This window comes from Streptococcus sp. 544 (assembly GCF_013277385.1).
GTDB lineage: Bacteria > Bacillota > Bacilli > Lactobacillales > Streptococcaceae > Streptococcus > Streptococcus mitis_BA.
Genome location: NZ_VMMU01000007.1, coordinates 25128 through 49461 on the forward strand (window position 1 = coordinate 25128; position 24334 = coordinate 49461).

Genomic DNA, 24334 nt, shown 5'->3' on the forward strand with positions numbered 1-24334 from the left:
ATTTTAAGTTTTTTATGGTAGAATGTGCTCAAGTAATACGAAAGGCGAACTTTTAAATGTCAAAACAATTGATCTATTCGGGAAAAGCTAAAGATATCTATACAACTGAGGATGAAAATCTTATTATTTCAACTTACAAGGACCAGGCGACTGCTTTCAATGGTGTCAAGAAGGAGCAGATTGCAGGTAAGGGAGTGTTGAATAATCAGATTTCATCTTTTATTTTTGAGAAATTAAATGCGGCTGGTGTGGCGACTCACTTTGTGGAGAAGCTTTCAGACACGGAACAACTCAATAAAAAGGTTGAGATTATTCCTCTCGAGGTTGTGCTTCGCAACTACACGGCTGGTTCCTTTTCAAAACGTTTTGGCGTAGACGAAGGTATAGCATTTGAGACTCCGATTGTCGAATTTTACTATAAAAATGATGATTTGGATGATCCCTTTATCAATGATGAGCATGTGAAATTCCTACAGATTGCGGATGACCAGCAGATTGCTTACTTGAAGGAAGAAACCCGTCGTATCAATGAACTCTTGAAAGGCTGGTTTGCTGAGATTGGGCTTAAGTTGATTGACTTTAAGCTAGAGTTCGGTTTTGACAAGGATGGCAAGATTATCTTAGCAGATGAATTTTCACCAGATAACTGCCGTTTGTGGGATGCGGATGGCAACCACATGGATAAGGATGTTTTCCGTAGGGGATTAGGAGAGCTAACAGACGTTTATGAAGTTGTCTGGGAGAAGTTGCAAGGTTTGAAATAATCTGTTTGCAACGGAAAACCTTCGTCTCTCAACTAAAAGGACTCAGGCTGAAAAGGTCCCCCAGACCTTTTCACTCCGTAGAGGATTGGGAGAACTAACAGACGTTTATGAGATTGTTTGGGAAAAGTTGCAGGAATTGAAATAACAACTTCAAGGCTGTTTGGGAACATTGCAAGAGCTGAAATAAAGGAATAAGGATTGATGGATAAACGTATTTTTGTTGAAAAAAAGGCTGATTTTCAGGTTAAGTCAGAGAGTTTGGTGAGAGAACTCCAGCATAACTTGGGACTGTCAACTTTGAAAAGTATTCGCATTGTGCAAGTTTATGATGTCTTTGATTTGGCAGAGGACTTGTTTGCACCTGCAGAGAAACACATCTTCTCTGAGCAGGTAACCGATCATGTTTTAGATGAAGTATCTGTGCAGGCGGATCTTGCCAACTATGCTTTCTTTGCGATTGAAAGCCTACCAGGGCAGTTTGACCAGCGTGCAGCATCTTCACAGGAAGCCTTGCTTTTACTAGGAAGTTCGAGTGATGTAACGGTTAATACAGCCCAACTTTACTTGGTGAATAAAGATATTGATGCGACTGAGTTGGAAGCGGTCAAGAACTATCTGCTCAACCCAGTTGATTCTCGTTTCAAGGACATCACGACAGGGATTGCCAAGCAGGAATTTTCTGAGTCGGACAAGACCATTCCTAAATTGACTTTCTTTGAAAACTATACAGCAGAAGACTTTGCTCGCTACAAGGCCGAGCAAGGGATGGCTATGGAAGTGGATGATTTGCTCTTTATCCAAGACTATTTCAAGTCAATCGGGCGCGTGCCAACTGAGACGGAACTCAAGGTTTTGGATACTTACTGGTCTGACCACTGCCGTCACACAACTTTCGAGACAGAGTTGAAACACATCGACTTTTCAGCTTCTAAATTCCAAAAGCAATTGCAGTCAACCTATGACAAGTATATTGCCATGCGTGAGGAGTTGGGGCGTTCTGAAAAACCTCAAACCTTGATGGATATGGCGACTATTTTTGGTCGTTATGAGCGTGCTAATGGACGTTTGGATGATATGGAAGTGTCAGATGAAATCAATGCTTGCTCTGTCGAAATTGAAGTGGATGTTGATGGTGTGAAAGAACCATGGCTCCTCATGTTTAAAAATGAAACTCACAACCACCCAACGGAAATTGAGCCATTTGGTGGGGCGGCTACTTGTATCGGTGGGGCCATTCGTGATCCATTGTCAGGTCGTTCCTACGTTTATCAAGCCATGCGTATTTCAGGTGCGGGTGATATTACAGCACCGATTTCGGAAACGCGTGCTGGGAAGTTGCCACAACAAGTCATTTCTAAAACAGCTGCCCATGGCTATTCTTCATATGGTAACCAGATTGGGCTTGCGACGACCTACGTTCGTGAGTATTTCCACCCAGGTTTCGTTGCTAAGCGTATGGAGCTAGGTGCTGTTGTCGGTGCAGCTCCCAAGGGCAATGTTGTCCGTGAAAAACCGGAAGCGGGAGATGTGATTATTCTCCTTGGAGGTAAGACTGGACGTGATGGTGTCGGTGGTGCGACAGGTTCTTCTAAGGTTCAAACAGTTGAGTCCGTGGAGACTGCTGGAGCTGAGGTTCAAAAAGGGAATGCCATCGAAGAACGTAAGATTCAGCGCCTCTTCCGTAATGGTGATGTCACTCGTCTCATCAAGAAATCCAACGACTTTGGTGCAGGTGGAGTCTGTGTAGCCATCGGTGAATTGGCAGACGGTCTTGAAATCGACCTCAACAAGGTGCCTCTTAAATACCAAGGCTTGAATGGTACCGAAATTGCCATCTCTGAATCACAAGAACGTATGGCGGTCGTGGTTCGTCCTAAGGATGTAGATGCCTTCGTTGCAGAATGTAATAAAGAAAATATTGACGCTATTGTTGTTGCGACAGTGACAGAAAAACCAAATCTAGTTATGCACTGGAATGGTGAAACCATTGTAGACTTGGAACGTCGTTTCCTTGATACAAACGGTGTGCGCGTAGTCGTTGATGCCAAGGTTGTAGACAAGGATGCTAAACTCCCAGAAGAACGCACAACAAGCGCTGACACACTTGAAGCAGATACCCTTACGGTTCTATCTGATTTGAATCATGCGAGTCAAAAAGGATTACAGACTATCTTTGACTGCTCTGTTGGACGCTCTACGGTTAATCACCCACTTGGTGGTCGCTACCAACTTACACCAACTGAGGCTTCTGTGCAGAAGTTGCCAGTTCAACACGGTGTGACTCATACTGCGTCAGTCATGGCCCAAGGATTCAACCCTTATCTAGCAGAATGGTCTCCATACCACGGTGCTGCTTATGCGGTTATTGAAGCGACTGCTCGTTTGGTTGCTGCTGGTGCAAACTGGTCTAAGGCTCGCTTCTCTTACCAAGAGTACTTCGAGCGCATGGACAAACAAGCAGAGCGTTTTGGTCAGCCAGTAGCAGCTCTTCTAGGTTCAATCGAAGCACAAATCCAACTTGGTTTGCCATCTATCGGTGGTAAGGACTCCATGTCTGGTACCTTTGAAGAATTGACCGTGCCACCAACCTTGGTCGCTTTTGGGGTGACAACGGCAGATAGCCGTAAGGTGCTTTCGCCTGAATTCAAGACTGCTGGTGAAAACATCTACTATATCCCAGGTCAAGCTCTTGCTGCAGAGATTGATTTTGACTTGATTAAGTCTAATTTTGCTCAATTTGAAGCCATCCAAGCTGAACACAAAGTAATATCTGCATCAGCTGTCAAATATGGTGGTGTGGTTGAAAGTTTGGCTCTTGCTACTTTTGGAAATCATATTGGTGCAGAGGTGACCTTGCCTGAACTTGAAAGTTCTTTGACAGCACAATTGGGCGGATTTGTCTTCACATCACCTGAAGAAATTGCTGGAGTAGAGAAGATTGGACAAACAAGTGCAGACTTTACACTCCTTGTCAACGGTGTGAAGCTAGATGGACAGAAACTTGACAGTGCCTTTCAAGGCAAATTGGAAGAAGTTTACCCAACAGAATTTGCACAAGCGAAAGAATTGGCTGAAGTACCAGCTGTGGCATCAGATGTTGTGATTAAAGCCAAAGAAAAGGTTGAAAAACCGGTGGTTTATATCCCAGTCTTCCCAGGCACCAACTCAGAATATGACTCAGCCAAGGCATTCGAAAAAGAAGGTGCAGAGGTTAACTTGGTGCCATTTGTGACCTTGAATGAAGAGGCTATTGTCAAGTCAGTTGAAACCATGGTTGACAACATCGGCAAGGCTAACATTCTCTTCTTTGCAGGTGGATTCTCAGCTGCGGACGAGCCAGATGGTTCAGCCAAGTTTATCGTCAACATCCTGCTCAATGAAAAAGTGCGTGCGGCTATTGATGGCTTTATCGCCCGTGGTGGCTTGATTATCGGTATCTGTAATGGATTCCAGGCCTTGGTCAAATCAGGTCTTCTTCCATACGGAAACTTCGAGGATGCCAGCAGTACTAGCCCAACTCTCTTCTACAATGATGCCAACCAACACGTGGCCAAGATGGTGGAAACTCGCATTGCCAATACTAACTCACCATGGCTTGCTGGAGTGGAAGTTGGTGAGATTCATGCTATTCCTGTTTCGCACGGTGAAGGGAAATTTGTCGTGACGGCTGAGGAATTTGCGGAGCTCCGTGACAATGGTCAAATCTTTAGCCAATATGTTGACTTTAACGGCAAACCAAGTATGGACTCTAAGTACAATCCGAATGGTTCTGTCCATGCCATCGAAGGAATTACCAGCAAGAACGGCCAAATCATTGGTAAGATGGGCCACTCAGAACGTTATGAGGAAGGTCTTTTCCAAAATATCCCAGGAAATAAAGACCAGCACCTGTTCGCGTCAGCGGTTAAATATTTCACTAGAAAATAAGACTTGCAGATTTTCTAATAGATAGTATCAGTAATGTAAAAGTCATGTAGATTTAGCTCTTGGTGCTACACAAATAAAAATTAGGTATATAAAATGACATACGAAGTAAAATCTCTTAATGAAGAATGTGGTGTTTTCGGTATCTGGGGACATCCAGATGCTGCTAAATTGACCTATTTTGGTCTCCACAGTCTTCAACACCGTGGTCAGGAGGGGGCAGGAATCCTCTCCAATGATCAGGGGCAATTGAAGCGCCATCGTGACATGGGGCTTTTATCAGAAGTCTTCAGAAATCCTGCTAATTTGGATAAATTGACGGGGACTGGTGCGATTGGGCATGTGCGTTATGCGACTGCTGGCGAAGCTTCTGTAGATAACATCCAGCCCTTCCTCTTCCGGTTTCACGATATGCAGTTTGGCTTGGCTCATAATGGGAATCTGACCAATGCGGCCTCTCTCAAGAAAGAATTGGAAGATAGAGGAGCGATTTTCAGTGCGACTTCGGACTCGGAAATCTTAGCTCACCTCATTCGTCGCAGCCACAATCCTAGTCTGATGGGCAAAATCAAGGAGGCGCTCAGTCTAGTTAAAGGTGGTTTTGCCTATATCTTGCTGTTTGAAGACAAGTTGATTGCGGCTCTTGATCCCAATGGTTTCCGTCCGCTTTCTATCGGGAAAATGGCCAACGGAGCGGTGGTTGTTTCCTCTGAAACTTGTGCTTTTGAGGTCATTGGTGCTGAATGGATTCGTGATTTGAAGCCAGGTGAGATTGTGATTATTGATGACAAGGGTATCCAGTATGACAACTATACAGATGATACTCAGTTGGCGATTTGTTCTATGGAGTATATCTATTTTGCCCGCCCTGATTCTAATATCCACGGTGTCAATGTCCATACGGCTCGCAAACGTATGGGTGCTCAATTGGCGCGTGAATTCAAGCATGAGGCGGATATCGTGGTCGGTGTGCCCAATTCTTCCCTCAGCGCGGCTATGGGATTTGCGGAAGAGTCCGGGCTACCAAATGAAATGGGCCTCATCAAGAACCAATACACCCAACGTACCTTTATCCAACCGACTCAAGAATTGCGGGAGCAAGGAGTGCGGATGAAACTCTCTGCTGTTTCTGGTGTTGTAAAAGGCAAGCGTGTGGTTATGATTGATGACTCTATTGTACGTGGAACAACCTCTCGTCGTATCGTTCAGCTTTTGAAAGAAGCGGGTGCAACTGAGGTTCACGTTGCTATTGGTAGTCCAGCGCTAGCTTATCCATGCTTCTACGGGATTGATATCCAGACCCGTCAGGAGCTAATTGCGGCCAATCATACGGTCGAAGAAACGCGCCAAATCATTGGTGCGGACAGTCTGACTTATCTTTCTGTTGAGGGATTGATTGATTCGATTGGTATTGAAACAGATGCTCCAAATGGTGGTCTCTGTGTCGCTTACTTTGACGGTGACTACCCAACACCTCTCTACGATTATGAGGAAGACTATCGTCGAAGTTTGGAAGAAAAGACTAGTTTTTACAAGTGAGTTACTGAAGATTCTCCATTAAAGAAAAGGAAAAATAAAATGGCAAATAAAAATGCATACGCTCAATCTGGTGTGGATGTTGAAGCGGGTTATGAAGTTGTTGAACGGATTAAAAAGCACGTGGCTCGTACGGAGCGTGCAGGTGTCATGGGAGCTCTTGGTGGCTTTGGTGGTATGTTTGACCTTTCAAAAACAGGTGTTAAAGAACCTGTCTTGATTTCAGGGACTGACGGTGTCGGAACCAAGCTCATGCTGGCTATCAAGTACGACAAGCACGATACCATCGGTCAGGACTGTGTAGCCATGTGTGTCAATGATATCATCGCTGCGGGTGCGGAACCCCTCTATTTCCTTGACTACGTCGCAACTGGCAAGAATGAACCAGCTAAGCTAGAACAAGTGGTTGCTGGTGTGGCAGAAGGTTGTGTGCAGGCAGGCGCTGCCCTCATCGGTGGGGAAACGGCTGAAATGCCTGGCATGTACGGCGAAGATGACTATGATTTGGCTGGTTTTGCGGTCGGTGTGGCTGAAAAATCTCAAATCATTGACGGTTCAAAGGTGGCAGAAGGAGATGTTCTTCTTGGACTTGCTTCAAGTGGGATTCATTCCAATGGTTACTCTCTCGTCCGTCGTGTCTTTGCGGATTACACAGGTGAGGAAGTCCTGCCAGAATTGGAAGGCAAAAAACTCAAGGAAGTTCTTCTTGAGCCGACTCGTATCTATGTCAAGGCTGTTTTACCACTTATCAAGGAAGGCTTGGTAAATGGCATTGCCCACATCACTGGTGGTGGCTTTATCGAAAATGTCCCTCGTATGTTTGCAGCTGACTTGGCTGCTGAGATTGAGGAAGACAAGGTTCCAGTTTTACCGATTTTCAAAGCCCTTGAAAAATACGGTCAGATTAAACACGAAGAAATGTTTGAAATCTTCAATATGGGTGTGGGACTTATGCTAGCAGTTAGCCCTGAAAATGTAATTCGTGTCAAGGAATTGTTGGATGAACCAGTCTATGAAATTGGTCGCATCGTCAAGAAAGAAAACGAAAGTGTCATCATCAAATGAAAAAAATAGCGGTTTTTGCCTCTGGTAATGGCTCAAATTTTCAGGTGATTGCCGAAGAATTTCCGGTTGAGTTTGTCTTTTCAGACCATCGTGACGCCTATGTGCTCGAGCGTGCAGACAAGCTCGGCGTTCTGTCCTATGCTTTTGAACTCAAGGAGTTTGAGAGCAAGGCAGACTACGAAGCAGCCCTTGTCGAACTCTTGGAAGAGCACCAGATTGACTTGGTTTGTCTAGCAGGCTACATGAAAATCGTTGGGCCTACTTTACTGGCAGCTTATGAAGGTCGGATTATCAACATTCATCCAGCTTACCTGCCAGAATTCCCAGGAGCTCATGGGATTGAGGATGCTTGGAATGCTGGCGTTGCTGAGAGCGGCGTGACCATTCACTGGGTGGATTCAGGTGTGGATACAGGAAAGGTCATCAAACAAGTACGTGTACCAAGGCTAGCTGATGATACCATAGCCAGCTTTGAAGAACGTATTCATGAAGCAGAGTATAAGTTGTATCCGGAGGTTCTGGATAGTTTGGGAGTGGAAAGGATAAATAAGAGAATTTTATGAATAAAGTAGTTGATGATTTGTTGAAAAATATAAAAGAATTTGAAGCATCCTTTAATGAATATGAAAAACAATTTTATCCTGAAATACGGAAAGAGAGACAAAGGTTGATGATATACTTTATCTTATGGATACTGTTTATCATAGGAGCTGCAATTGTATTCCAATTTTTCCCTAAATTTGTTTGTTTGAGGAATATTCTTATTTTTCTTACCATAATTTTTACAGTATTAGTTTTATTTTATACTATAAAATTTGATGAAGTTTCAGTTGGGGTGCCTAGTAAATTTACTAAATTATGTGATAAAGTCAAGTATAGATTGAAATATCTTTACGGAGATAATGCTAAAGAAGTCGCTGATATGTTGGTTAATGATTTAAGCGAGAAAAGAAATAGTCAGCTACAAAAATATGAAAATATAGTTAAAGCTATAGGTACTATTGGGAAAGTTTTGGTAACAGCAACTATTACTCTGGCTTTAAATAGATTATTCGTTGAAGATAAAACAAACATTTCTGGCGAAACGTTTGGAAATATAATTATTATTGTAGCTATAATGGTAATTTTAATCAAACTTATAGATAGTGGGATTAAAAAAATTATTAAATATCCTGTATTTGGAAAGGCTTCAAAAGAAGTGTATTTAACAGATATTTTATACGAAGTGAAGTATATGATATTAGAAAAGGAAGATAACTAACATGATTAAACGCGCCTTAATCAGCGTCTCAGACAAAGCGGGCATTGTTGAATTTGCCCAAGAACTTAAAAAACTTGGTTGGGAGATTATCTCGACAGGTGGGACAAAAGTTGCCCTTGACAATGCTGGGGTGGAGACCATTGCGATCGATGATGTGACTGGTTTTCCAGAAATGATGGATGGACGTGTTAAGACCCTTCATCCAAATATCCACGGGGGTCTTCTTGCTCGTCGTGACTTGGATAGTCACCTAGAAGCGGCTAAGGACAATCAAATCGAGCTCATCAACCTTGTTGTGGTCAACCTTTACCCATTCAAGGAAACCATTCTCAAACCAGACGTGACTTACGCTGATGCTGTGGAGAATATCGATATTGGGGGTCCATCTATGCTTCGCTCAGCAGCTAAAAACCATGCTAGTGTAATAGTTGTGGTAGACCCTGCTGACTATACAGTGGTTTTGGACGAATTGGCAGCAAACGGCGAAACCTCTTACGAAACGCGTCAACGTCTGGCAGCCAAGGTTTTCCGTCACACAGCGGCTTATGACGCCTTGATTGCAGAGTATTTCACAGCTCAAGTGGGCGAAAGCAAACCTGAAAAGCTTACTTTGACCTATGACCTCAAACAAGCTATGCGATATGGGGAAAATCCTCAACAGGATGCAGATTTCTACCAAAAAGCCTTGCCGACTGACTACTCGATTGCATCTGCTAAACAGCTTAACGGTAAGGAATTGTCATTCAACAATATCCGTGATGCGGATGCTGCCATTCGTATCATCCGTGACTTCAAAGATCGTCCAACCGTTGTGGCTCTCAAACACATGAATCCATGCGGTATCGGTCAGGCTGATGACATCGAGACTGCTTGGGATTACGCTTATGAGTCTGACCCAGTGTCTATCTTTGGTGGAATTGTTGTTCTCAATCGTGAGGTGGATGCTGCGACAGCTGAGAAGATGCACGGCGTTTTCCTTGAAATCATCATCGCACCAAGCTATACGGATGAGGCGCTAGCTATTTTGACCAATAAAAAGAAAAACCTGCGCATCCTTGCCTTACCATTTGATGCTCAAGATGCCAGCGAAGTGGAAGCAGAATACACAGGTGTAGTTGGTGGTCTCCTTGTGCAAAATCAAGACGTAGTGAAAGAAAGCCCAGCTGATTGGCAAGTGGTGACCAAACGTCAGCCAACTGAGACAGAAGCGACAGCTCTTGAGTTTGCTTGGAAGGCTATCAAGTATGTCAAATCAAACGGAATCATTGTAACCAATGACCACATGACACTGGGTGTTGGTCCAGGTCAAACTAATCGTGTGGCCTCTGTTCGTATTGCCGTTGACCAAGCCAAAGACCGCCTTGACGGCGCTGTGCTTGCTTCGGATGCCTTCTTCCCATTTGCGGATAATGTGGAAGAAATCGCCAAAGCAGGGATCAAGGCCATCATCCAGCCCGGTGGCTCAGTCCGTGACCAAGAGTCTATCGAAGCTGCGGATAAATATGGCTTGACCATGGTCTTCACAGGAGTGAGACATTTTAGACATTAAGAAAACGAAAGGGAAGAAAACAGTTTCTTTCCTTTTTTGCGTAAAAATGCGGAGTGAAATAAGATTAAAACGAACGTTTATGGTATAATGTTATTAAATAATTCGCAAAAGAGGTTGTGAGATGAAGCTGTTAGTTGTAGGTTCAGGTGGTCGTGAACATGCGATTGCTAAGAAGTTACTTGAGTCAAAAGACGTTGAAAAAGTATTTGTAGCTCCTGGGAATGATGGGATGACTCTGGATGGTTTGGAGTTGGTAAATATCTCCATTTCCGAACATTCTAAATTGATTGAGTTTGCAAAAACCAACTATATTGCTTGGACCTTTATCGGGCCAGATGACGCCCTTGCGGCTGGTATCGTGGATGATTTCCATGCAGCGGGTCTCAAAGCCTTTGGTCCGACAAGATTGGCAGCGGAGCTGGAGTGGTCCAAGGATTTTGCCAAGGAAATCATGGTCAAATATGGCGTTCCGACAGCAGCCTATGGCACATTCTCGGATTTTGAGGAAGCCAAGGTCTATATCGAAAAACAGGGTGCGCCTATCGTGGTCAAGGCGGATGGCTTGGCGCTTGGGAAAGGTGTCGTCGTTGCGGAGACAGTCGAGCAAGCGGTCGAAGCAGCTCACGAGATGCTTTTGGACAATAAATTTGGTGACTCAGGTGCGCGTGTAGTTATTGAGGAATTCCTTGAAGGAGAGGAATTTTCACTCTTTGTCTTTGTCAATGGCGACAAGTTCTATATCATGCCGACAGCGCAAGACCACAAACGTGCCTATGATGGTGACAAAGGGCCTAACACGGGTGGTATGGGTGCCTATGCGCCAGTTCCACACTTGCCACAGAGTGTAGTTGACACAGCGGTTGAGACTATTGTCAAGCCAGTTCTTGAAGGGATGATCAAAGAAGGCCGTCCGTATCTTGGCATCCTCTACGCAGGGCTTATCCTGACAGCAGAAGGTCCTAAAGTCATCGAGTTCAATGCTCGCTTTGGAGATCCTGAAACACAGATTATCTTGCCTCGTTTGACATCTGACTTTGCACAAAATATTACAGATATTCTGGATAGCAAGGAGCCAAACATCACCTGGACGGATAAGGGTGTGACTCTGGGTGTGGTTGTCGCATCCAAGGGTTACCCGCTAGAATATGAAAAGGGTGTTGCATTGCCAGCAAAAACCAATGGCGGCATTATCACCTACTATGCAGGTGCTAAGTTTGCGGCAAATAGCAGAGCACTGCTATCAAACGGTGGACGTGTCTATATGCTCGTTAACACAGCAGATACCGTCAAAGAGGCTCAAGATACCATCTACCAAGAACTCGCCCAACAAAACACAGAAGGCCTCTTTTACCGAACAGATATCGGAAGCAAGGCAATTAGATAAAGGTATAAGAAAAAAGCGACGCAGTCGCCAAACACGATAATGGTCGCCGTGGTGAAAAGATCAGAACAATTTCTGTTCTGGTCGGGGGAAACTTTGAGACTTTAGGCTCAAAGTTTAGGAATGAAACCGAAGGTTTGCTTCCGTCCCCACCACCTAAGACCATTATCAAAAAAGAAGAAAAAAGGAAAAATTATGACTAAACCAGTAATTTCCATCATCATGGGCTCAAAATCCGACTGGGCAACCATGCAAAAAACTGCCGAAGTCCTAGACCGCTTTGGTTTAGCCTACGAAAAGAAAGTTGTCTCTGCCCACCGTACACCAGACCTCATGTTCCAACATGCCGAAGAAGCTCGTAGTCGTGGCATCAAGGTTATCATCGCAGGTGCTGGAGGTGCAGCCCATTTGCCAGGTATGGTCGCTGCTAAAACAACCCTTCCAGTCATTGGTGTGCCAGTCAAATCTCGTGCTCTTAGTGGAGTGGATTCACTCTATTCTATCGTTCAGATGCCGGGTGGGGTGCCTGTTGCGACAATGGCTATCGGTGAAGCTGGTGCGACAAATGCGGCTCTCTTCGCCCTCCGTCTTCTTTCAGTAGAGGATCAAGCTATCGCGACAGCTTTGGCAGATTTTGCAGAAGAACAAGGAAAAATCGCAGAGGAGTCTACCAATGAGCTCATCTAAAACAATCGGAATTATCGGTGGCGGTCAGCTGGGTCAGATGATGGCGATCTCAACTATCTATATGGGGCACAAGGTCATTGCGCTGGATCCTGCTGCGGATTGCCCAGCCTCTCGTGTGGCGGAAATCATTGTGGCGCCTTATAACGATGTGGATGCCCTTCGTCAGCTAGCTGAGCGTTGCGATGTCCTGACTTATGAATTTGAGAATGTAGATGCTGACGGTCTTGATGCTGTTATCAAGGATGGGCAACTCCCTCAAGGGACCGACCTGCTTCGCATCTCCCAAAACCGGATCTTTGAGAAAGACTTCCTCTCAAACAAGGCTCAAGTCACTGTAGCACCTTACAAGGTTGTGACTTCTAGCCAAGACTTGGCAGATATCGACCTGTCGAAAAACTATGTCCTCAAGACGGCAACAGGTGGTTATGATGGCCATGGACAAAAGGTCATTCGCTCGGCAGAAGACTTGGAAGAAGCCAATGCACTAGCCGATTCAGCAGACTGTGTTTTGGAAGAATTTGTCAATTTTGACCTTGAAATTTCTGTCATTGTATCAGGAAATGGCAAGGACGTGACGGTTTTCCCAGTTCAGGAAAATATCCACCGAAACAATATCCTTTCAAAAACCATTGTGCCTGCTCGCATTTCAGAAAGTCTAGCTGAAAAAGCCAAAGCCATGGCTCTACGAATCGCTGAACAACTTAACTTGTCTGGAACTCTTTGCGTGGAAATGTTTGCGACAGCTGATGACATTATCGTTAACGAAATTGCTCCACGCCCACATAACTCAGGGCACTACTCTATAGAAGCCTGCGACTTTTCTCAGTTTGATACCCATATCTTAGGCGTTCTCGGAGCGCCATTGCCAGACATCAAACTACATGCACCAGCAGTCATGCTAAATGTTCTCGGTCAACACGTAGAGGTTGCTGAAAAATATGTCACAGAAAATCCAAGCGCCCACCTCCACATGTATGGTAAAATAGAAGCGAAGCACAACCGTAAGATGGGACATGTCACTTTGTTTAGTGATGTGCCGGATAGTGTGGATGAGTTCTAGTCATAGCATCAAAACTGAATGTTAGTAATGAATAGGAGATAATATGAGAGGTACTATAAGCAAGATATCTTCGTACTATGGAATTATAACTTTTGATGAGAATCGAAAAAATGAGAATGAAGCTTATACTGTCAATAGGAGTGTGCCGTTCTTTTCAAGCGATATATCTCAATATGGTGTTGGTGATGAGGTTGATTTTTTAATTGATTATCCATCAAGTAGTGACAGCGAAAATACTCTGTTGGTACGAGGTCAGCCAGTACAGTTTGCTACCAATATAACTATAATTAATCATGGCAAAGCAGAACCGATTGACAACTCGTTAGATTTTTATCAGTTATTAAATTTGAAAATTACTCCATGTCCTGAGTTGCACGATGAAATTTCAGTGTTAGATTATTTGAAAAGAAATAATCTGAGGTATTCTACATTTAATGAAATATTGGTATTGTGTAATCTTATTGAGGAACAAATCACAATTACTAATCTTCAGGATATAATTAATTATGATAAAAAATTTAAAGAGTTTATTATGAAATGGGTGCTATTTGTTGAAGATAATATAAAGGCTAGAATTGAAAATAGAATTGCGGAACTGTGTATCTCAGAAGTTGATTTATTTGATAAGGCTATTTCCAGTGATAATAAAACTTTAAAAAAATTGCTTAAGAATTCTCTTAAAAGCTTGCGGAAAAATTACTTGTTGAGAGATAGTGGAGATATACGTCTTCCATATGAAGCGACAACTGATGAAATTCCAAAGCTAGAGTTTGCTCCTATAGATATGCTATTGGATCAATTTACAGTTGGAGATTTATTGGTATTTATTAAATTTATTAATGATGAATATAGTGCTTTTAAAGATGATGTCAATACTGATTGGGAAAAAACTAGTGATTTTCTTTCTGAATTAAAATTAGTTCGTAATATTTCTGCACATGGGAACTCTTTTTTATCAGCTATACTTGATGAAAAGAATAATCCGAATTATTTGTTAGAAGAAAACTCACATATTTTTGGAGTAGATCCTTTTTATATAGATTCTAGTAAAGAAACGAGTATCTTTCATTTAGTTCGTTCTCCGATTAAATTGATGTTAAAAAGTCACGTGAGTAATCCTCAACATATTGCGGTTTTTTGGACTCAGAAAATATTGAATAACCAAACTCTTCGTTCTTTTGTTTATTTTTATTTTATGGTCTGTTATTTAACCCAAGATAGCAGTTCAAAAGAAGAGTTTAAAAATGAATTGAGGGAAGTGTTTGGCGAGTATGATAAAAAAGTTAATTTTGATAATGTTATAATTGATGTGCACTTTCACCCAGATTTAGATGAAAAAAATAGAAAGAATTTATTGACTTCCTTAATTCCTCAAGCAATTAATATGTTTGATTATGTGAAAGAACATGATTATGAGTATAAGGGTTCAAGCGGGAATAGCATTTATGAAATTACTTATTTTAAGAAGAGTGTTCGAATTAATTTAAGTGATAATGCAAGCTGGCATTTACAAATGCTAGAAGATATTGCGAACAAACATCCAAATAATGATACAATGAAGTCCTCGATTTGGCCAGAGTGTAAAGAAATATGGGAAAACTTTGGAATTTTCTTTAAGGAAAATTCTAATGCAAAAGAAACTTTAATAAACATGTTGGATTCTAATTTAGAAGTTGAATTTGATGAAGGGATTGAGCAGTTATTTAAAATAGAAGATTTTAATAAGTTGAAGTTTCTATTTTTAGATATACTGAACACGTTTTCATAGGTATAGCAGTTTTTAATTTCAGAAAGGTAATAATATATTGAATTCGTTAAAAAGTTTTATATTTAGTATATTTAATTGGTTCTATCCGTTTGTTGCGTTTGCCTTAACAAATTGTGTTTTAGATTGTCTTTCATCGTATTATACAGGTTATAAGAATGCTTTAGGCGCTATATTATTGAGTATCTTATTGATAATTCCATATATTGTTTTTAGATTGTGCAAATACGTTGGAGTGAAGACTTATAAGAAATATTTTATTTTTGAAAATCTATGGTTGATTTTTTTCACACTTTTTAGTTTAATTTCCTCTTCATTTGAATATATAACTACTGTGTGGGGGATTGCTTTCATTGGAATTTCAATAGTTGACAAAATAATTGAAATCGAGACTGAATAGAATATTTTCGATTAATCAAATGAGATGCAAAAGTTCATACTTTTACAAAAGTTAATAATGTAGTTTTAAAAAATAACTTTAACAGTTAGAAAGGAACAAGGGTTCTCGTATTCACCAAAACTAAATACGGGCTCCGTACTTCCTAATTGTAAACAAACAAAGAAAGGAAAGGACACCAGATTTCAGCGTAACTGAACCCGGACGGAAAGCTCGGAATTTAGATACCCCTCCTAGGATGCTTGCATCCTAGGAGGGACCCTAAAATTCAGTCGCTTTCTGGTCGTCCTTGGTATCTTAAATCATGATCAACCGTTACTCTCGCCCTGAGATGGCGAATATTTGGAGTGAAGAAAATAAATACCGTGCTTGGCTTGAGGTGGAAATCTTGGCTGACGAGGCATGGGCTGAGTTGGGGGAAATCCCTAAGGAAGATGTGGCTTTGATTCGCGAGAAGGCGGATTTTGACATCGACCGTATTTTGGAGATTGAGCAGGAGACTCGTCACGATGTGGTTGCCTTCACACGTGCGGTTTCTGAGACGCTTGGTGAAGAGCGCAAGTGGGTTCACTATGGTTTGACTTCTACCGACGTGGTGGATACGGCCTACGGTTACCTCTATAAGCAGGCTAACGACATCATCCGTCGTGACCTTGAAAACTTTACCAACATCATCGCTGATAAGGCTAAGGAGCACAAGTTCACCATCATGATGGGGCGTACCCATGGTGTGCACGCTGAGCCGACAACCTTTGGTCTTAAATTGGCGACTTGGTACAGCGAAATGAAGCGCAATATCGAGCGTTTCGAGCATGCGGCTGCTGGTGTGGAAGCTGGTAAGATTTCTGGTGCGGTTGGGAACTTTGCCAATATCCCACCATTCGTTGAGCAATACGTCTGCGACAAGTTGGGCATCCGTGCTCAAGAAATCTCTACACAGGTCCTTCCTCGTGATCTTCACGCTGAGTACTTTGCGGTTCTTGCCAGCATCGCGACTTCTATCGAGCGTATGGCGACTGAGATTCGTGGTTTGCAAAAATCAGAACAACGCGAAGTGGAAGAATTCTTTGCTAAAGGGCAAAAAGGTTCATCTGCAATGCCTCACAAACGCAACCCTATCGGTTCTGAGAACATGACAGGTCTAGCGCGTGTCATCCGTGGTCACATGATTACGGCTTATGAAAACGTAGCTCTTTGGCATGAGCGTGATATCTCTCACTCATCAGCTGAGCGCATCATCACACCAGATACAACTATCTTGATTGACTACATGCTCAACCGCTTTGGAAATATCGTCAAGGACTTGACAGTTTTCCCAGAAAACATGATTCGAAACATGAACTCGACATTTGGTTTGATTTTCAGCCAACGTGCCATGTTGACCTTGATTGAAAAAGGGATGACCCGTGAGCAAGCCTATGACCTGGTGCAACCAAAAACAGCTTACTCTTGGGACAATCAAGTAGACTTTAAACCACTTCTTGAGGCAGATCCAGAGGTGACATCACGCCTCACACAAGAGGAAATCGACGAGATCTTCAACCCTATTTACTACACTAAACGAGTGGATGATATCTTTGAACGTCTTGGTTTAGGATAATTAAAATAAAAATCGAATTTCTATCACTCCATTTATAGGAGTAGCAGAACTTCGATTTTTCTTTTTTATTAAAGTGCTTTTGAAAAAAATAACCAATATTTTATAATATGTTGAATATAGAATATATACTGTGACTTCTAAAATATTACTAGAAATTGATTTGAATTTCCTAATCGATTTGTCCATATTCTATTTCAATCTACTATGTTATACAATAAGCATAGAAAAAGCCCAAGCGATTAGGCTCAGGCTTTCTTCTTAGTGATCACGGTCACATGAGATGAATTTAATCTTGTAATAATCAGATCGTTTGTAAGTTTCACTGTATCCTAAAACTTGACCAGTTGATTCGAGTTTGGTGATTTTAGTTTGTAGGACAGTAGGGAATTGTTCATCGACTCCGAGGACTGAAGCCGCATGTTCTGGAGTTGGAAAGACTATTTCGTTGATTTCTTCAAAGTGTTCATCATTCATGTGAATGTGGTAGTCTAACTTGAAACGATTATAGATGGAACTATAGTATTCAAGGTTTGGATAATTTGCGTTGATATATTGTTCTGGGATGTAGGATGTATGGTAGATATAAACGACACCGTTTGATTCGCGGATACGTTCAATTTTGTAGTAGAATTGATCGCCGCGTAGACCCAATTTTTCCAAGTAAACGAGCTTGTTTCCGCGTTCAATTGAAAGAACAGTTACCTTATCATCTTTAGCATTAAAGAGTTCAATATCTGAAAACTCTACAAGCTTGTGTTTGCGTGCACGTGAAACGAAGGTTCCTTTTCCTTGTTGGCGGACAATATAGCCATCTTTAGCAAGGTCGTTTAAGGCGCGGACAACTGTGATAGAACTGACATCGTACATTGAAATGAGCTCTGCTTCAGTGTAAAATTTATCTCCACTGCTAAACTGCCCAGAGATGATTTTATTTTTTAATTCGTCTTTTATGTATTGATATTTGGGAATTGCCATATTTTTACCTCTATTTTCCTTCTCCATAGAAAATTTTACCATAAAAGCGAAAAAAATAGTAGTCTTTTGAATAAAAAATTAGAAAAATAGTTTGAAAAATTAAGCTACATAAGCATTGCTCATATTTTATACAAAATTATTTTAGGTTCCCTATTCCGAATTTAAAAAGCGTTTGAAATGGGTCTAAAAATGTTTGAAACTAATTGAACGTGTGTATAATAGTAAAATTGCAGTAAATATTCCTACAATTTCTATTGACAATTCAAACAGATTGGTTTATAATTGCTATAACAACAAATGAAAGCGCAAACTTTCACGGTCAGAAGGTAGTTTTATGACACGATTTGAGATACGAGATGATTTTTATCTCGATGGAAAATCATTTAAGATTTTATCTGGCGCCATTCATTATTTTAGGGTTCCTCCAGAGGATTGGTATCATTCGCTCTATAACTTGAAGGCTCTTGGTTTTAATACGGTAGAGACTTATGTGGCTTGGAATTTACACGAGCCTCGTGAGGGCGAGTTTCATTTTGAAGGAGCTCTGGATTTGGAGCGATTTCTACAGACAGCGCAAGACTTGGGTCTTTACGCTATCGTTCGTCCCTCGCCCTTCATCTGTGCAGAGTGGGAATTCGGTGGTTTACCAGCCTGGCTCTTAACCAAGGATATGAGGATCCGTTCATCAGATCCAGCCTATATTGAGGCTGTCGGTCGCTATTATGATCAGCTCTTTCCACGATTGGTTCTACATCTGTTGGACAATGGTGGCAATATCCTCATGATGCAGGTTGAAAATGAGTATGGTTCTTACGGAGAAGATAAGGATTACCTAAGAGCCGTTCGACAGCTGATGGAAGAGCGTGGCGTAACCTGTCCCCTCTTTACGTCAGATGGTCCTTGGAGAGCAACTCTGAAAGCTGGAACTTTAATCGAAGATGACCTCTTTGTAACAGGCAACTTTGGTTCTAAGGCACCTTACAACTTTTCACAGATGCAGGAATTCTTTGATGAACATGGCAAGAAATGGCCACTCATGTGTATGGAGTTCTGGGATGGCTGGTTCAATCGTTGGAAAGAACCGATTATCACACGGGATCCAAAAGAATTGGCAGATGCAGTTCGAGAAGTTTTGGAGCAAGGTTCCATCAATCTATACATGTTCCATGGCGGCACAAACTTTGGCTTCATGAATGGTTGTTCAGCTCGAGGGACTTTGGACCTGCCACAAGTTACGTCTTATGATTACGATGCCCTTCTGGATGAAGAAGGAAATCCAACTGCCAAATATCTGGCAGTCAAGAAGATGATGGCAACACATTTTCCAGAGTATCCGCAGCTGGAACCACTCTACAAAGAGAGTATGGAGTTGGATGCTATTCCACTAGTTGAAAAAGTTTCCTTGTTTGAAACCCTGGATAGCTTGTCAAGTCCAGTAGAAAGCCTCTATCCTAAAAAGATGGAGGAGTTGGGACAAAGTTATGGCTACCTACTCTATCGAACAGAAACAAACTGGGATGCAGAAGAAGAAAGACTTCGTATCATTGACGGTCGAGATAGGGCTCAGCTGTATGTCGATGGTCAATGGGTCGAAACCCAATATCAGACAGAGATTGGGGAAGATATTTTTTATAAAGGTAAAAAGAAAGCGCTGTCTAGGATTGATATCTTGATAGAAAATATGGGGCGTGTCAACTACGGTCACAAGTTCTTAGCGGATACGCAACGTAAGGGAATTCGGACAGGGGTTTGTAAGGATTTGCATTTCTTACTAAACTGGAAACACTATCCACTCCCACTAGACAATCCTGAGAAAATTGATTTTTCAAAAGGATGGACTCAAGGACAACCAGCCTTTTATGCTTATGACTTTATGGTCGAAGAGCCAAAAGATACTTACCTAGACTTGTCTGAGTTTGGTAAGGGAGTTGCCTTTGTCAATGGGCAGAATCTAGGACGTTTTTGGAACGTCGGCCCAACCCTCTCACTTTATATCCCTCATAGCTATCTCAAGGAAGGTGCCAACCGCATCATTATCTTTGAAACAGAAGGTCAATATAAAGAAGAGATTCATTTAACTCGTAAACCTACACTAAAACACATAAAGGGGGAAAACTTATGACAATTGTAGGATGCCGTATCGATGGACGTTTGATCCACGGACAAGTAGCCAATCTTTGGGCTGGAAAACTAAATGTTTCACGCATTATGGTTGTAGACGACGAAGTTGTCAACAACGATATTGAAAAGAGTGGTTTGAAACTTGCGACACCACCAGGTGTGAAATTGAGTATTTTGCCAATTGAAAAAGCGGCAGCCAATATTCTTGCTGGTAAGTACGATAGCCAGCGTCTCTTTATCGTGGCTCGTAAGCCAGACCGCTTCCTTGGTTTGGTAGAAGCAGGTGTACCACTTGAAACCCTTAATGTTGGGAATATGTCTCAAACACCAGAAACTCGCGCCATCACGCGTTCTATCAACGTAGTGGACAAGGATGTGGAAGACTTCCACAAACTGGCAGAAAAAGGTGTTAAACTTACTGCTCAAATGGTTCCAAATGATCCAATTTCAGACTTTTTGAGCTTATTAAAATAGGAAAAAATTTTTAGGAGGTCATTGTTATGATACAATGGTGGCAAATTTTACTTCTCACTTTGTACTCAGCTTATCAAATCTGTGATGAGTTGACGATCGTTTCATCTGCAGGTTCCCCTGTATTTGCTGGTTTCATTACTGGTTTAATCATGGGAGATGTGACTACTGGTCTGCTTATCGGTGGTAACTTGCAACTGTTCGTTCTTGGGGTTGGTACCTTCGGTGGTGCTTCTCGTATCGACGCAACTTCTGGTGCGGTTCTTGCGACAGCCTTCTCTGTTTCACAAGGAATTGATGCACCGCTTGCAATTACTACAATCGCTGTACCAGTAGCAGCTCTCTTGACTTACTTCGACGTTCTTGGACGTATGACAACTACCTTCTTCGCTCACCGTGTGGATGCTGCAATCGAACGCTATGACTATAAAGGTATTGAACGCAACTACTTGCTTGGTGCGATTCCTTGGGCTCTATCTCGTGCCCTTCCAGTCTTCTTTGCCCTTGCTTTTGGTGGTGAATTTGTACAAGGTGTAGTAGACTTCGTTACAGAATACCAATGGATTGCAGATGGTTTGACACTCGCAGGACGTATGCTTCCAGGTCTTGGATTTGCAATCTTGCTTCGTTACCTTCCAGTTAAACGTAACCTTCACTACCTTGCTATGGGATTTGGTTTGACAGCTATGTTGACTGTTCTTTACTCATATGTAACAGGTCTTGGTGGCGCTGTTGCTGGTATCGTAGGTACTCTTCCTGCTGAAGTTGCTGAAAAAATTGGTTTCGTGAACAACTTCAAAGGATTGTCTATGATTGGTATCTCTATCGTAGGTATCTTCCTTGCAGTGCTTCACTTCAAAAATAGCCAAAAAGTAGCTGTAGCAGCACCTTCTACACCATCAGAAAGTGGGGAAATCGAAGATGACGAATTCTAATTACAAACTAACAAAAGAAGATTTTAATCAAATCAACAAACGTAGCTTGTTTACTTTCCAATTAGGTTGGAACTACGAACGTATGCAAGCTTCTGGTTACCTTTACATGATCTTGCCTCAATTGCGTAAAATGTATGGTGATGGAACTCCTGAATTGAAAGAAATGATGAAAGTTCATACTCAATTCTTCAATACTTCACCATTCTTCCATACCATTATCGCTGGTTTTGACCTTGCCATGGAAGAAAAAGATGGTGTGGGTTCAAAAGACGCCGTTAACGGTATCAAGACAGGTTTGATGGGACCATTCGCTCCTCTTGGGGATACAATCTTTGGTTCACTTGTACCTGCTATCATGGGGTCAGTCGCAGCAACTATGGCTATCGCTGGCCAACCTTGGGGTATCTTCCTTTGGATTGCAGTTGCAGTTGCTTATGACATCTTCCGTTGGAAACAGTTGGAATTTGCCTACAAAGAAGGGGTTAACCTTATCAACAACATGCAAAGTACCTTGACAGCTTTGATTGACGCTGCATCTGTACTTGGTGTCTTCATGATGGGTGCTCTTGTAGCAACAGTGATTAACTTTGAAATTTCTTACAAGTTGCCAATCGGTGAAAAGATGATTGATTTCCAAGACATCTTGAACCAAATCTTTCCACGTTTGCTTCCAGCAATCTTTACTGCCTTTATCTTCTGGTTGCTTGGTAAGAAAGGTATGAACTCTACTAAAGCTATCGGTATTATTATCGTACTTGCTTTGGCTCTTTCTGCCCTTGGTCACTTTGCATTTGGAATGTAATTCCTTATGACCAAATCATTAATTTTGGTGAGTCATGGTCGCTTCTGTGAGGAGCTTAAAGGTAGCACAGAAATGATTATGGGCCCACAAGACAACATTTACACAGTAGCTCTTCTTCCAGAAGATGGCCCAGAAGACTTTACTGCAAAATTTGAAGCTGCTATTGAAGGATTGGATGATTTCCTAGTCTTTGCGGATCTTCTCGGTGGAACACCATGTAACGTGATAAGCCGTTTGATTATGGAAGGTCGTGACATCGAACTTTATGCAGGGATGAATCTTCCAATGGTGATTGAATTTATCAATGCGAGCCTTACAGGCGCAGATGCGGACTACAAGAGCCGTGCTGCAGAAAGCATTGTGAAAGTTAATAACCTGTTAGCTGGCTTCGATGATGACGAAGACGAATAATACTCTTCGAAAATCTCTTTAAACCATACTAGTGTCGCCTTGCCGTAGGTATATGTTACTGACTTCGTCAGTTCTATCTACAACCTCAAAGCAGTGTTTTGAGCAGCCTGCGGCTAGTTTCCTAGTTTGCTCTTTGATTTTCATTGAGTATACGATGTGACAGCGTGAAAATCACAGGGAAAATAGGCGATAGAAGGATGGAGCGATGCTCCGACGATAATCGGTCTTTTTCCCATAGGTTTTAGTTGGAACTTGATTCAATTCATATGACAACGTGAACATCGTCAGAACAACTGATATAGAATATACATGGGAATGGGGCTTACTCCCATTCCCATATTTAATAGAAAAAGAGGAACTCAATGCTACATTATACAAAAGAAGACTTGCTCGAATTGGGTGCAGAAATCACTACACGTGAAATCTACCAACAGCCTGATGTATGGAAAGAAGCTTTTGAATCTTATCAAGCAAAACGTGAAGAAATTGCAGCCTTCCTACAAGGAATTGCTGATAAACATGACTATATCAAGGTTATTTTGACAGGTGCGGGGACTTCTGCTTATGTGGGAGATACCTTGCTACCTTACTTTAAGGAAGTCTATGACGAACACAAATGGAATTTTAATGCCATTGCGACAACAGATATCGTTGCCAATCCAGAAACTTATTTGAAAAAAGATGTGGCAACTGTCCTTGTGTCTTTTGCTCGTAGTGGGAACTCGCCTGAAAGTGTGGCGACTGTTGATTTGGCAAAAGCCTTGGTGGATGAGCTTTATCAAGTGACGATTACTTGTGCAGCTGACGGTAAATTGGCTCTCCAAGCCCATGGTGATGACCGCAATCTCTTGCTTTTGCAACCATCTGCTTCTAATGACGCTGGATTTGCCATGACTTCTAGCTTTACGTCTATGATGTTGACAGCTCTCTTGGTCTTTGATCCTACAGAATTTGCTGTTAAAGCTGGACGTTTTGAAGTGGTGTCTAGTCTTGCTCGTAAAATTCTAGACAATGCAGAAGATGTCAAAGAACTTGTTGACCTAGACTTTAACCGTGTCATCTACCTTGGTGCGGGTTCATTCTTCGGTCTTGCTCATGAAGCTCAGCTCAAGATTTTGGAATTGACAGCTGGCCAAGTGGCGACCATGTATGAAAGTCCAGTCGGCTTCCGTCACGGTCCAAAATCTCTGATCAACGAAGATACAGTTGTTTTGGTCTTTGGTACAACGACAGACTACACTCGTAAGTACGACTTGGACTTGGTTCGTGAAGTTGCTGGTGACCAAATTGCTCGTCGTGTTGTGCTTTTGAGTGATCAAGCCTTTGGTCTTGAAAATGTCAAAGAAGTGGCCCTTGGTTGTGGCGGTGTCTTGAATGATATTTACCGTGTCTTCCCTTACATCGTTTATGCCCAACTCTTTGCCCTATTGACTTCACTCAAGGTAGAAAACAAACCAGATACACCGTCTCCTACTGGTACAGTAAACCGTGTGGTACAAGGTGTTATCATCCACGAATATCAAAAGTAAGACAGTGTTTATGAATTCTTGAAAGAGGATTTGTAAATCATCAGATAAACCATAGATTGTCAAGGCGCTTTCTATGGTTTGTTTGCTTGAGAGAAATAGTA

The 24334-nt window shown here is 42.1% G+C and carries 20 protein-coding genes; 19 read left to right on the top strand and 1 reads right to left on the bottom strand.

The annotated features are described in order from the left end of the window. Positions 1-56: 56 nt before the first annotated feature. The 13 genes from purC to purB all read left to right on the top strand — a co-directional run bounded on the left by purC (position 57) and on the right by purB (position 16989). Positions 57-764, top strand: coding sequence for a phosphoribosylaminoimidazolesuccinocarboxamide synthase (gene purC / locus HT728_RS05075; protein WP_000043282.1), 708 nt, complete (start codon positions 57-59; stop codon positions 762-764). Position 765: 1 nt separating this feature from the next. Beyond that, positions 766-909 (top strand): phosphoribosylaminoimidazolesuccinocarboxamide synthase, encoded by a 144-nt coding sequence (locus HT728_RS10785; RefSeq protein ID WP_079211609.1) that lies wholly within the window; start codon positions 766-768, stop codon positions 907-909. 56 nt (positions 910-965) lie between these two features. After that, the gene (locus tag HT728_RS05085; protein WP_173234170.1) at positions 966-4691 is read left to right on the top strand and encodes a phosphoribosylformylglycinamidine synthase; all 3726 of its coding nucleotides are present in this window, start codon (positions 966-968) and stop codon (positions 4689-4691) included. 93 nt (positions 4692-4784) lie between these two features. Further along, entirely contained in the window at positions 4785-6227 is a 1443-nt protein-coding gene (gene purF / locus HT728_RS05090; protein ID WP_057488099.1) for an amidophosphoribosyltransferase, read from the top strand. 39 nt (positions 6228-6266) lie between these two features. Beyond that, positions 6267-7289, top strand: a complete 1023-nt coding sequence (gene purM, locus HT728_RS05095) for a phosphoribosylformylglycinamidine cyclo-ligase (RefSeq protein WP_173234172.1) — start codon at positions 6267-6269, stop codon at positions 7287-7289. Then, positions 7286-7852, top strand: coding sequence for a phosphoribosylglycinamide formyltransferase (gene purN / locus HT728_RS05100; protein ID WP_173234173.1), 567 nt, complete (start codon positions 7286-7288; stop codon positions 7850-7852). Before purM ends, purN begins: the two co-directional genes overlap by 4 nt. Beyond that, positions 7849-8550 carry a hypothetical protein gene (locus HT728_RS05105; protein ID WP_001045459.1) on the top strand — a complete coding sequence of 234 codons (702 nt, stop codon included), beginning with the start codon at positions 7849-7851 and terminating at the stop codon, positions 8548-8550. The genes purN and HT728_RS05105 overlap by 4 nt, the downstream gene beginning before the upstream one ends. A gap of 1 nt (position 8551) precedes the next feature. Next, positions 8552-10099, top strand: coding sequence for a bifunctional phosphoribosylaminoimidazolecarboxamide formyltransferase/IMP cyclohydrolase (gene purH / locus HT728_RS05110; RefSeq protein WP_173234174.1), 1548 nt, complete (start codon positions 8552-8554; stop codon positions 10097-10099). A 121-nt stretch (positions 10100-10220) separates the two neighbouring features. Then, complete coding sequence (gene purD / locus HT728_RS05115; RefSeq protein WP_173234175.1) at positions 10221-11483, top strand: phosphoribosylamine--glycine ligase; 1263 nt, start codon at positions 10221-10223, stop codon at positions 11481-11483. 192 nt (positions 11484-11675) lie between these two features. Then, a complete protein-coding gene (gene purE / locus HT728_RS05120; RefSeq protein ID WP_173234176.1) occupies positions 11676-12167 on the top strand; it encodes a 5-(carboxyamino)imidazole ribonucleotide mutase in 492 nt (163 codons plus the stop codon). Next, entirely contained in the window at positions 12154-13227 is a 1074-nt protein-coding gene (purK, locus tag HT728_RS05125) for a 5-(carboxyamino)imidazole ribonucleotide synthase (RefSeq protein WP_173234177.1), read from the top strand. The genes purE and purK overlap by 14 nt, the downstream gene beginning before the upstream one ends. A 43-nt stretch (positions 13228-13270) precedes the next feature. Then, positions 13271-14995, top strand: a complete 1725-nt coding sequence (locus HT728_RS05130; RefSeq protein ID WP_173234178.1) for an Abi family protein — start codon at positions 13271-13273, stop codon at positions 14993-14995. A 698-nt stretch (positions 14996-15693) separates the two neighbouring features. Further along, entirely contained in the window at positions 15694-16989 is a 1296-nt protein-coding gene (gene purB, locus HT728_RS05135) for an adenylosuccinate lyase (protein WP_049512620.1), read from the top strand. Positions 16990-17247: 258 nt separating this feature from the next. On the opposite strand, the gene HT728_RS05140 is transcribed toward purB, so the two are convergent. Beyond that, positions 17248-17964 carry a GntR family transcriptional regulator gene (locus HT728_RS05140; protein ID WP_049512623.1) on the bottom strand — a complete coding sequence of 239 codons (717 nt, stop codon included), beginning with the start codon at positions 17962-17964 and terminating at the stop codon, positions 17248-17250. Positions 17965-18298: 334 nt separating this feature from the next. Between HT728_RS05140 and HT728_RS05145 the strand changes: the two genes are divergently transcribed. The 6 genes from HT728_RS05145 to HT728_RS05170 all read left to right on the top strand — a co-directional run bounded on the left by HT728_RS05145 (position 18299) and on the right by HT728_RS05170 (position 24233). Next, positions 18299-20086: a beta-galactosidase gene (locus HT728_RS05145; protein ID WP_173234180.1), complete on the top strand. Its 1788-nt coding sequence runs from the start codon at positions 18299-18301 to the stop codon at positions 20084-20086. Continuing rightward, entirely contained in the window at positions 20083-20559 is a 477-nt protein-coding gene (locus HT728_RS05150; protein WP_061409943.1) for a PTS system mannose/fructose/N-acetylgalactosamine-transporter subunit IIB, read from the top strand. Before HT728_RS05145 ends, HT728_RS05150 begins: the two co-directional genes overlap by 4 nt. A gap of 26 nt (positions 20560-20585) precedes the next feature. After that, positions 20586-21491, top strand: coding sequence for a PTS mannose/fructose/sorbose/N-acetylgalactosamine transporter subunit IIC (locus HT728_RS05155; RefSeq protein ID WP_050236526.1), 906 nt, complete (start codon positions 20586-20588; stop codon positions 21489-21491). Next, positions 21478-22293 carry a PTS system mannose/fructose/sorbose family transporter subunit IID gene (locus HT728_RS05160; protein ID WP_000185297.1) on the top strand — a complete coding sequence of 272 codons (816 nt, stop codon included), beginning with the start codon at positions 21478-21480 and terminating at the stop codon, positions 22291-22293. The genes HT728_RS05155 and HT728_RS05160 overlap by 14 nt, the downstream gene beginning before the upstream one ends. Before the next feature lie 6 nt (positions 22294-22299). After that, positions 22300-22704, top strand: a complete 405-nt coding sequence (locus HT728_RS05165) for a PTS sugar transporter subunit IIA (protein ID WP_173234181.1) — start codon at positions 22300-22302, stop codon at positions 22702-22704. A gap of 362 nt (positions 22705-23066) precedes the next feature. Next, positions 23067-24233, top strand: coding sequence for an SIS domain-containing protein (locus HT728_RS05170; protein ID WP_173234183.1), 1167 nt, complete (start codon positions 23067-23069; stop codon positions 24231-24233). Positions 24234-24334: the final 101 nt, after the last annotated feature.

Bases quoted from the DNA above. Each gene is read 5' to 3' on its own strand.
- HT728_RS05145 (WP_173234180.1), top strand. From the start codon at position 18,299: ATGACACGATTTGAGATACGAGATGATTTTTATCTCGATGGAAAATCA.
- purF (WP_057488099.1), top strand. From the start codon at position 4,785: ATGACATACGAAGTAAAATCTCTTAATGAAGAATGTGGTGTTTTCGGT.
- HT728_RS05155 (WP_050236526.1), top strand. From the start codon at position 20,586: ATGATACAATGGTGGCAAATTTTACTTCTCACTTTGTACTCAGCTTAT.
- HT728_RS05130 (WP_173234178.1), top strand. From the start codon at position 13,271: ATGAGAGGTACTATAAGCAAGATATCTTCGTACTATGGAATTATAACT.
- HT728_RS05165 (WP_173234181.1), top strand. From the start codon at position 22,300: ATGACCAAATCATTAATTTTGGTGAGTCATGGTCGCTTCTGTGAGGAG.
- purB (WP_049512620.1), top strand. From the start codon at position 15,694: ATGATCAACCGTTACTCTCGCCCTGAGATGGCGAATATTTGGAGTGAA.
- HT728_RS05160 (WP_000185297.1), top strand. From the start codon at position 21,478: ATGACGAATTCTAATTACAAACTAACAAAAGAAGATTTTAATCAAATC.
- purK (WP_173234177.1), top strand. From the start codon at position 12,154: ATGAGCTCATCTAAAACAATCGGAATTATCGGTGGCGGTCAGCTGGGT.
- HT728_RS05140 (WP_049512623.1), bottom strand. From the start codon at position 17,964: ATGGCAATTCCCAAATATCAATACATAAAAGACGAATTAAAAAATAAA.
- purH (WP_173234174.1), top strand. From the start codon at position 8,552: ATGATTAAACGCGCCTTAATCAGCGTCTCAGACAAAGCGGGCATTGTT.
- HT728_RS05085 (WP_173234170.1), top strand. From the start codon at position 966: ATGGATAAACGTATTTTTGTTGAAAAAAAGGCTGATTTTCAGGTTAAG.
- purN (WP_173234173.1), top strand. From the start codon at position 7,286: ATGAAAAAAATAGCGGTTTTTGCCTCTGGTAATGGCTCAAATTTTCAG.
- purD (WP_173234175.1), top strand. From the start codon at position 10,221: ATGAAGCTGTTAGTTGTAGGTTCAGGTGGTCGTGAACATGCGATTGCT.
- purM (WP_173234172.1), top strand. From the start codon at position 6,267: ATGGCAAATAAAAATGCATACGCTCAATCTGGTGTGGATGTTGAAGCG.
- purE (WP_173234176.1), top strand. From the start codon at position 11,676: ATGACTAAACCAGTAATTTCCATCATCATGGGCTCAAAATCCGACTGG.
- purC (WP_000043282.1), top strand. From the start codon at position 57: ATGTCAAAACAATTGATCTATTCGGGAAAAGCTAAAGATATCTATACA.
- HT728_RS05150 (WP_061409943.1), top strand. From the start codon at position 20,083: ATGACAATTGTAGGATGCCGTATCGATGGACGTTTGATCCACGGACAA.
- HT728_RS05170 (WP_173234183.1), top strand. From the start codon at position 23,067: ATGCTACATTATACAAAAGAAGACTTGCTCGAATTGGGTGCAGAAATC.
- HT728_RS05105 (WP_001045459.1), top strand. From the start codon at position 7,849: ATGAATAAAGTAGTTGATGATTTGTTGAAAAATATAAAAGAATTTGAA.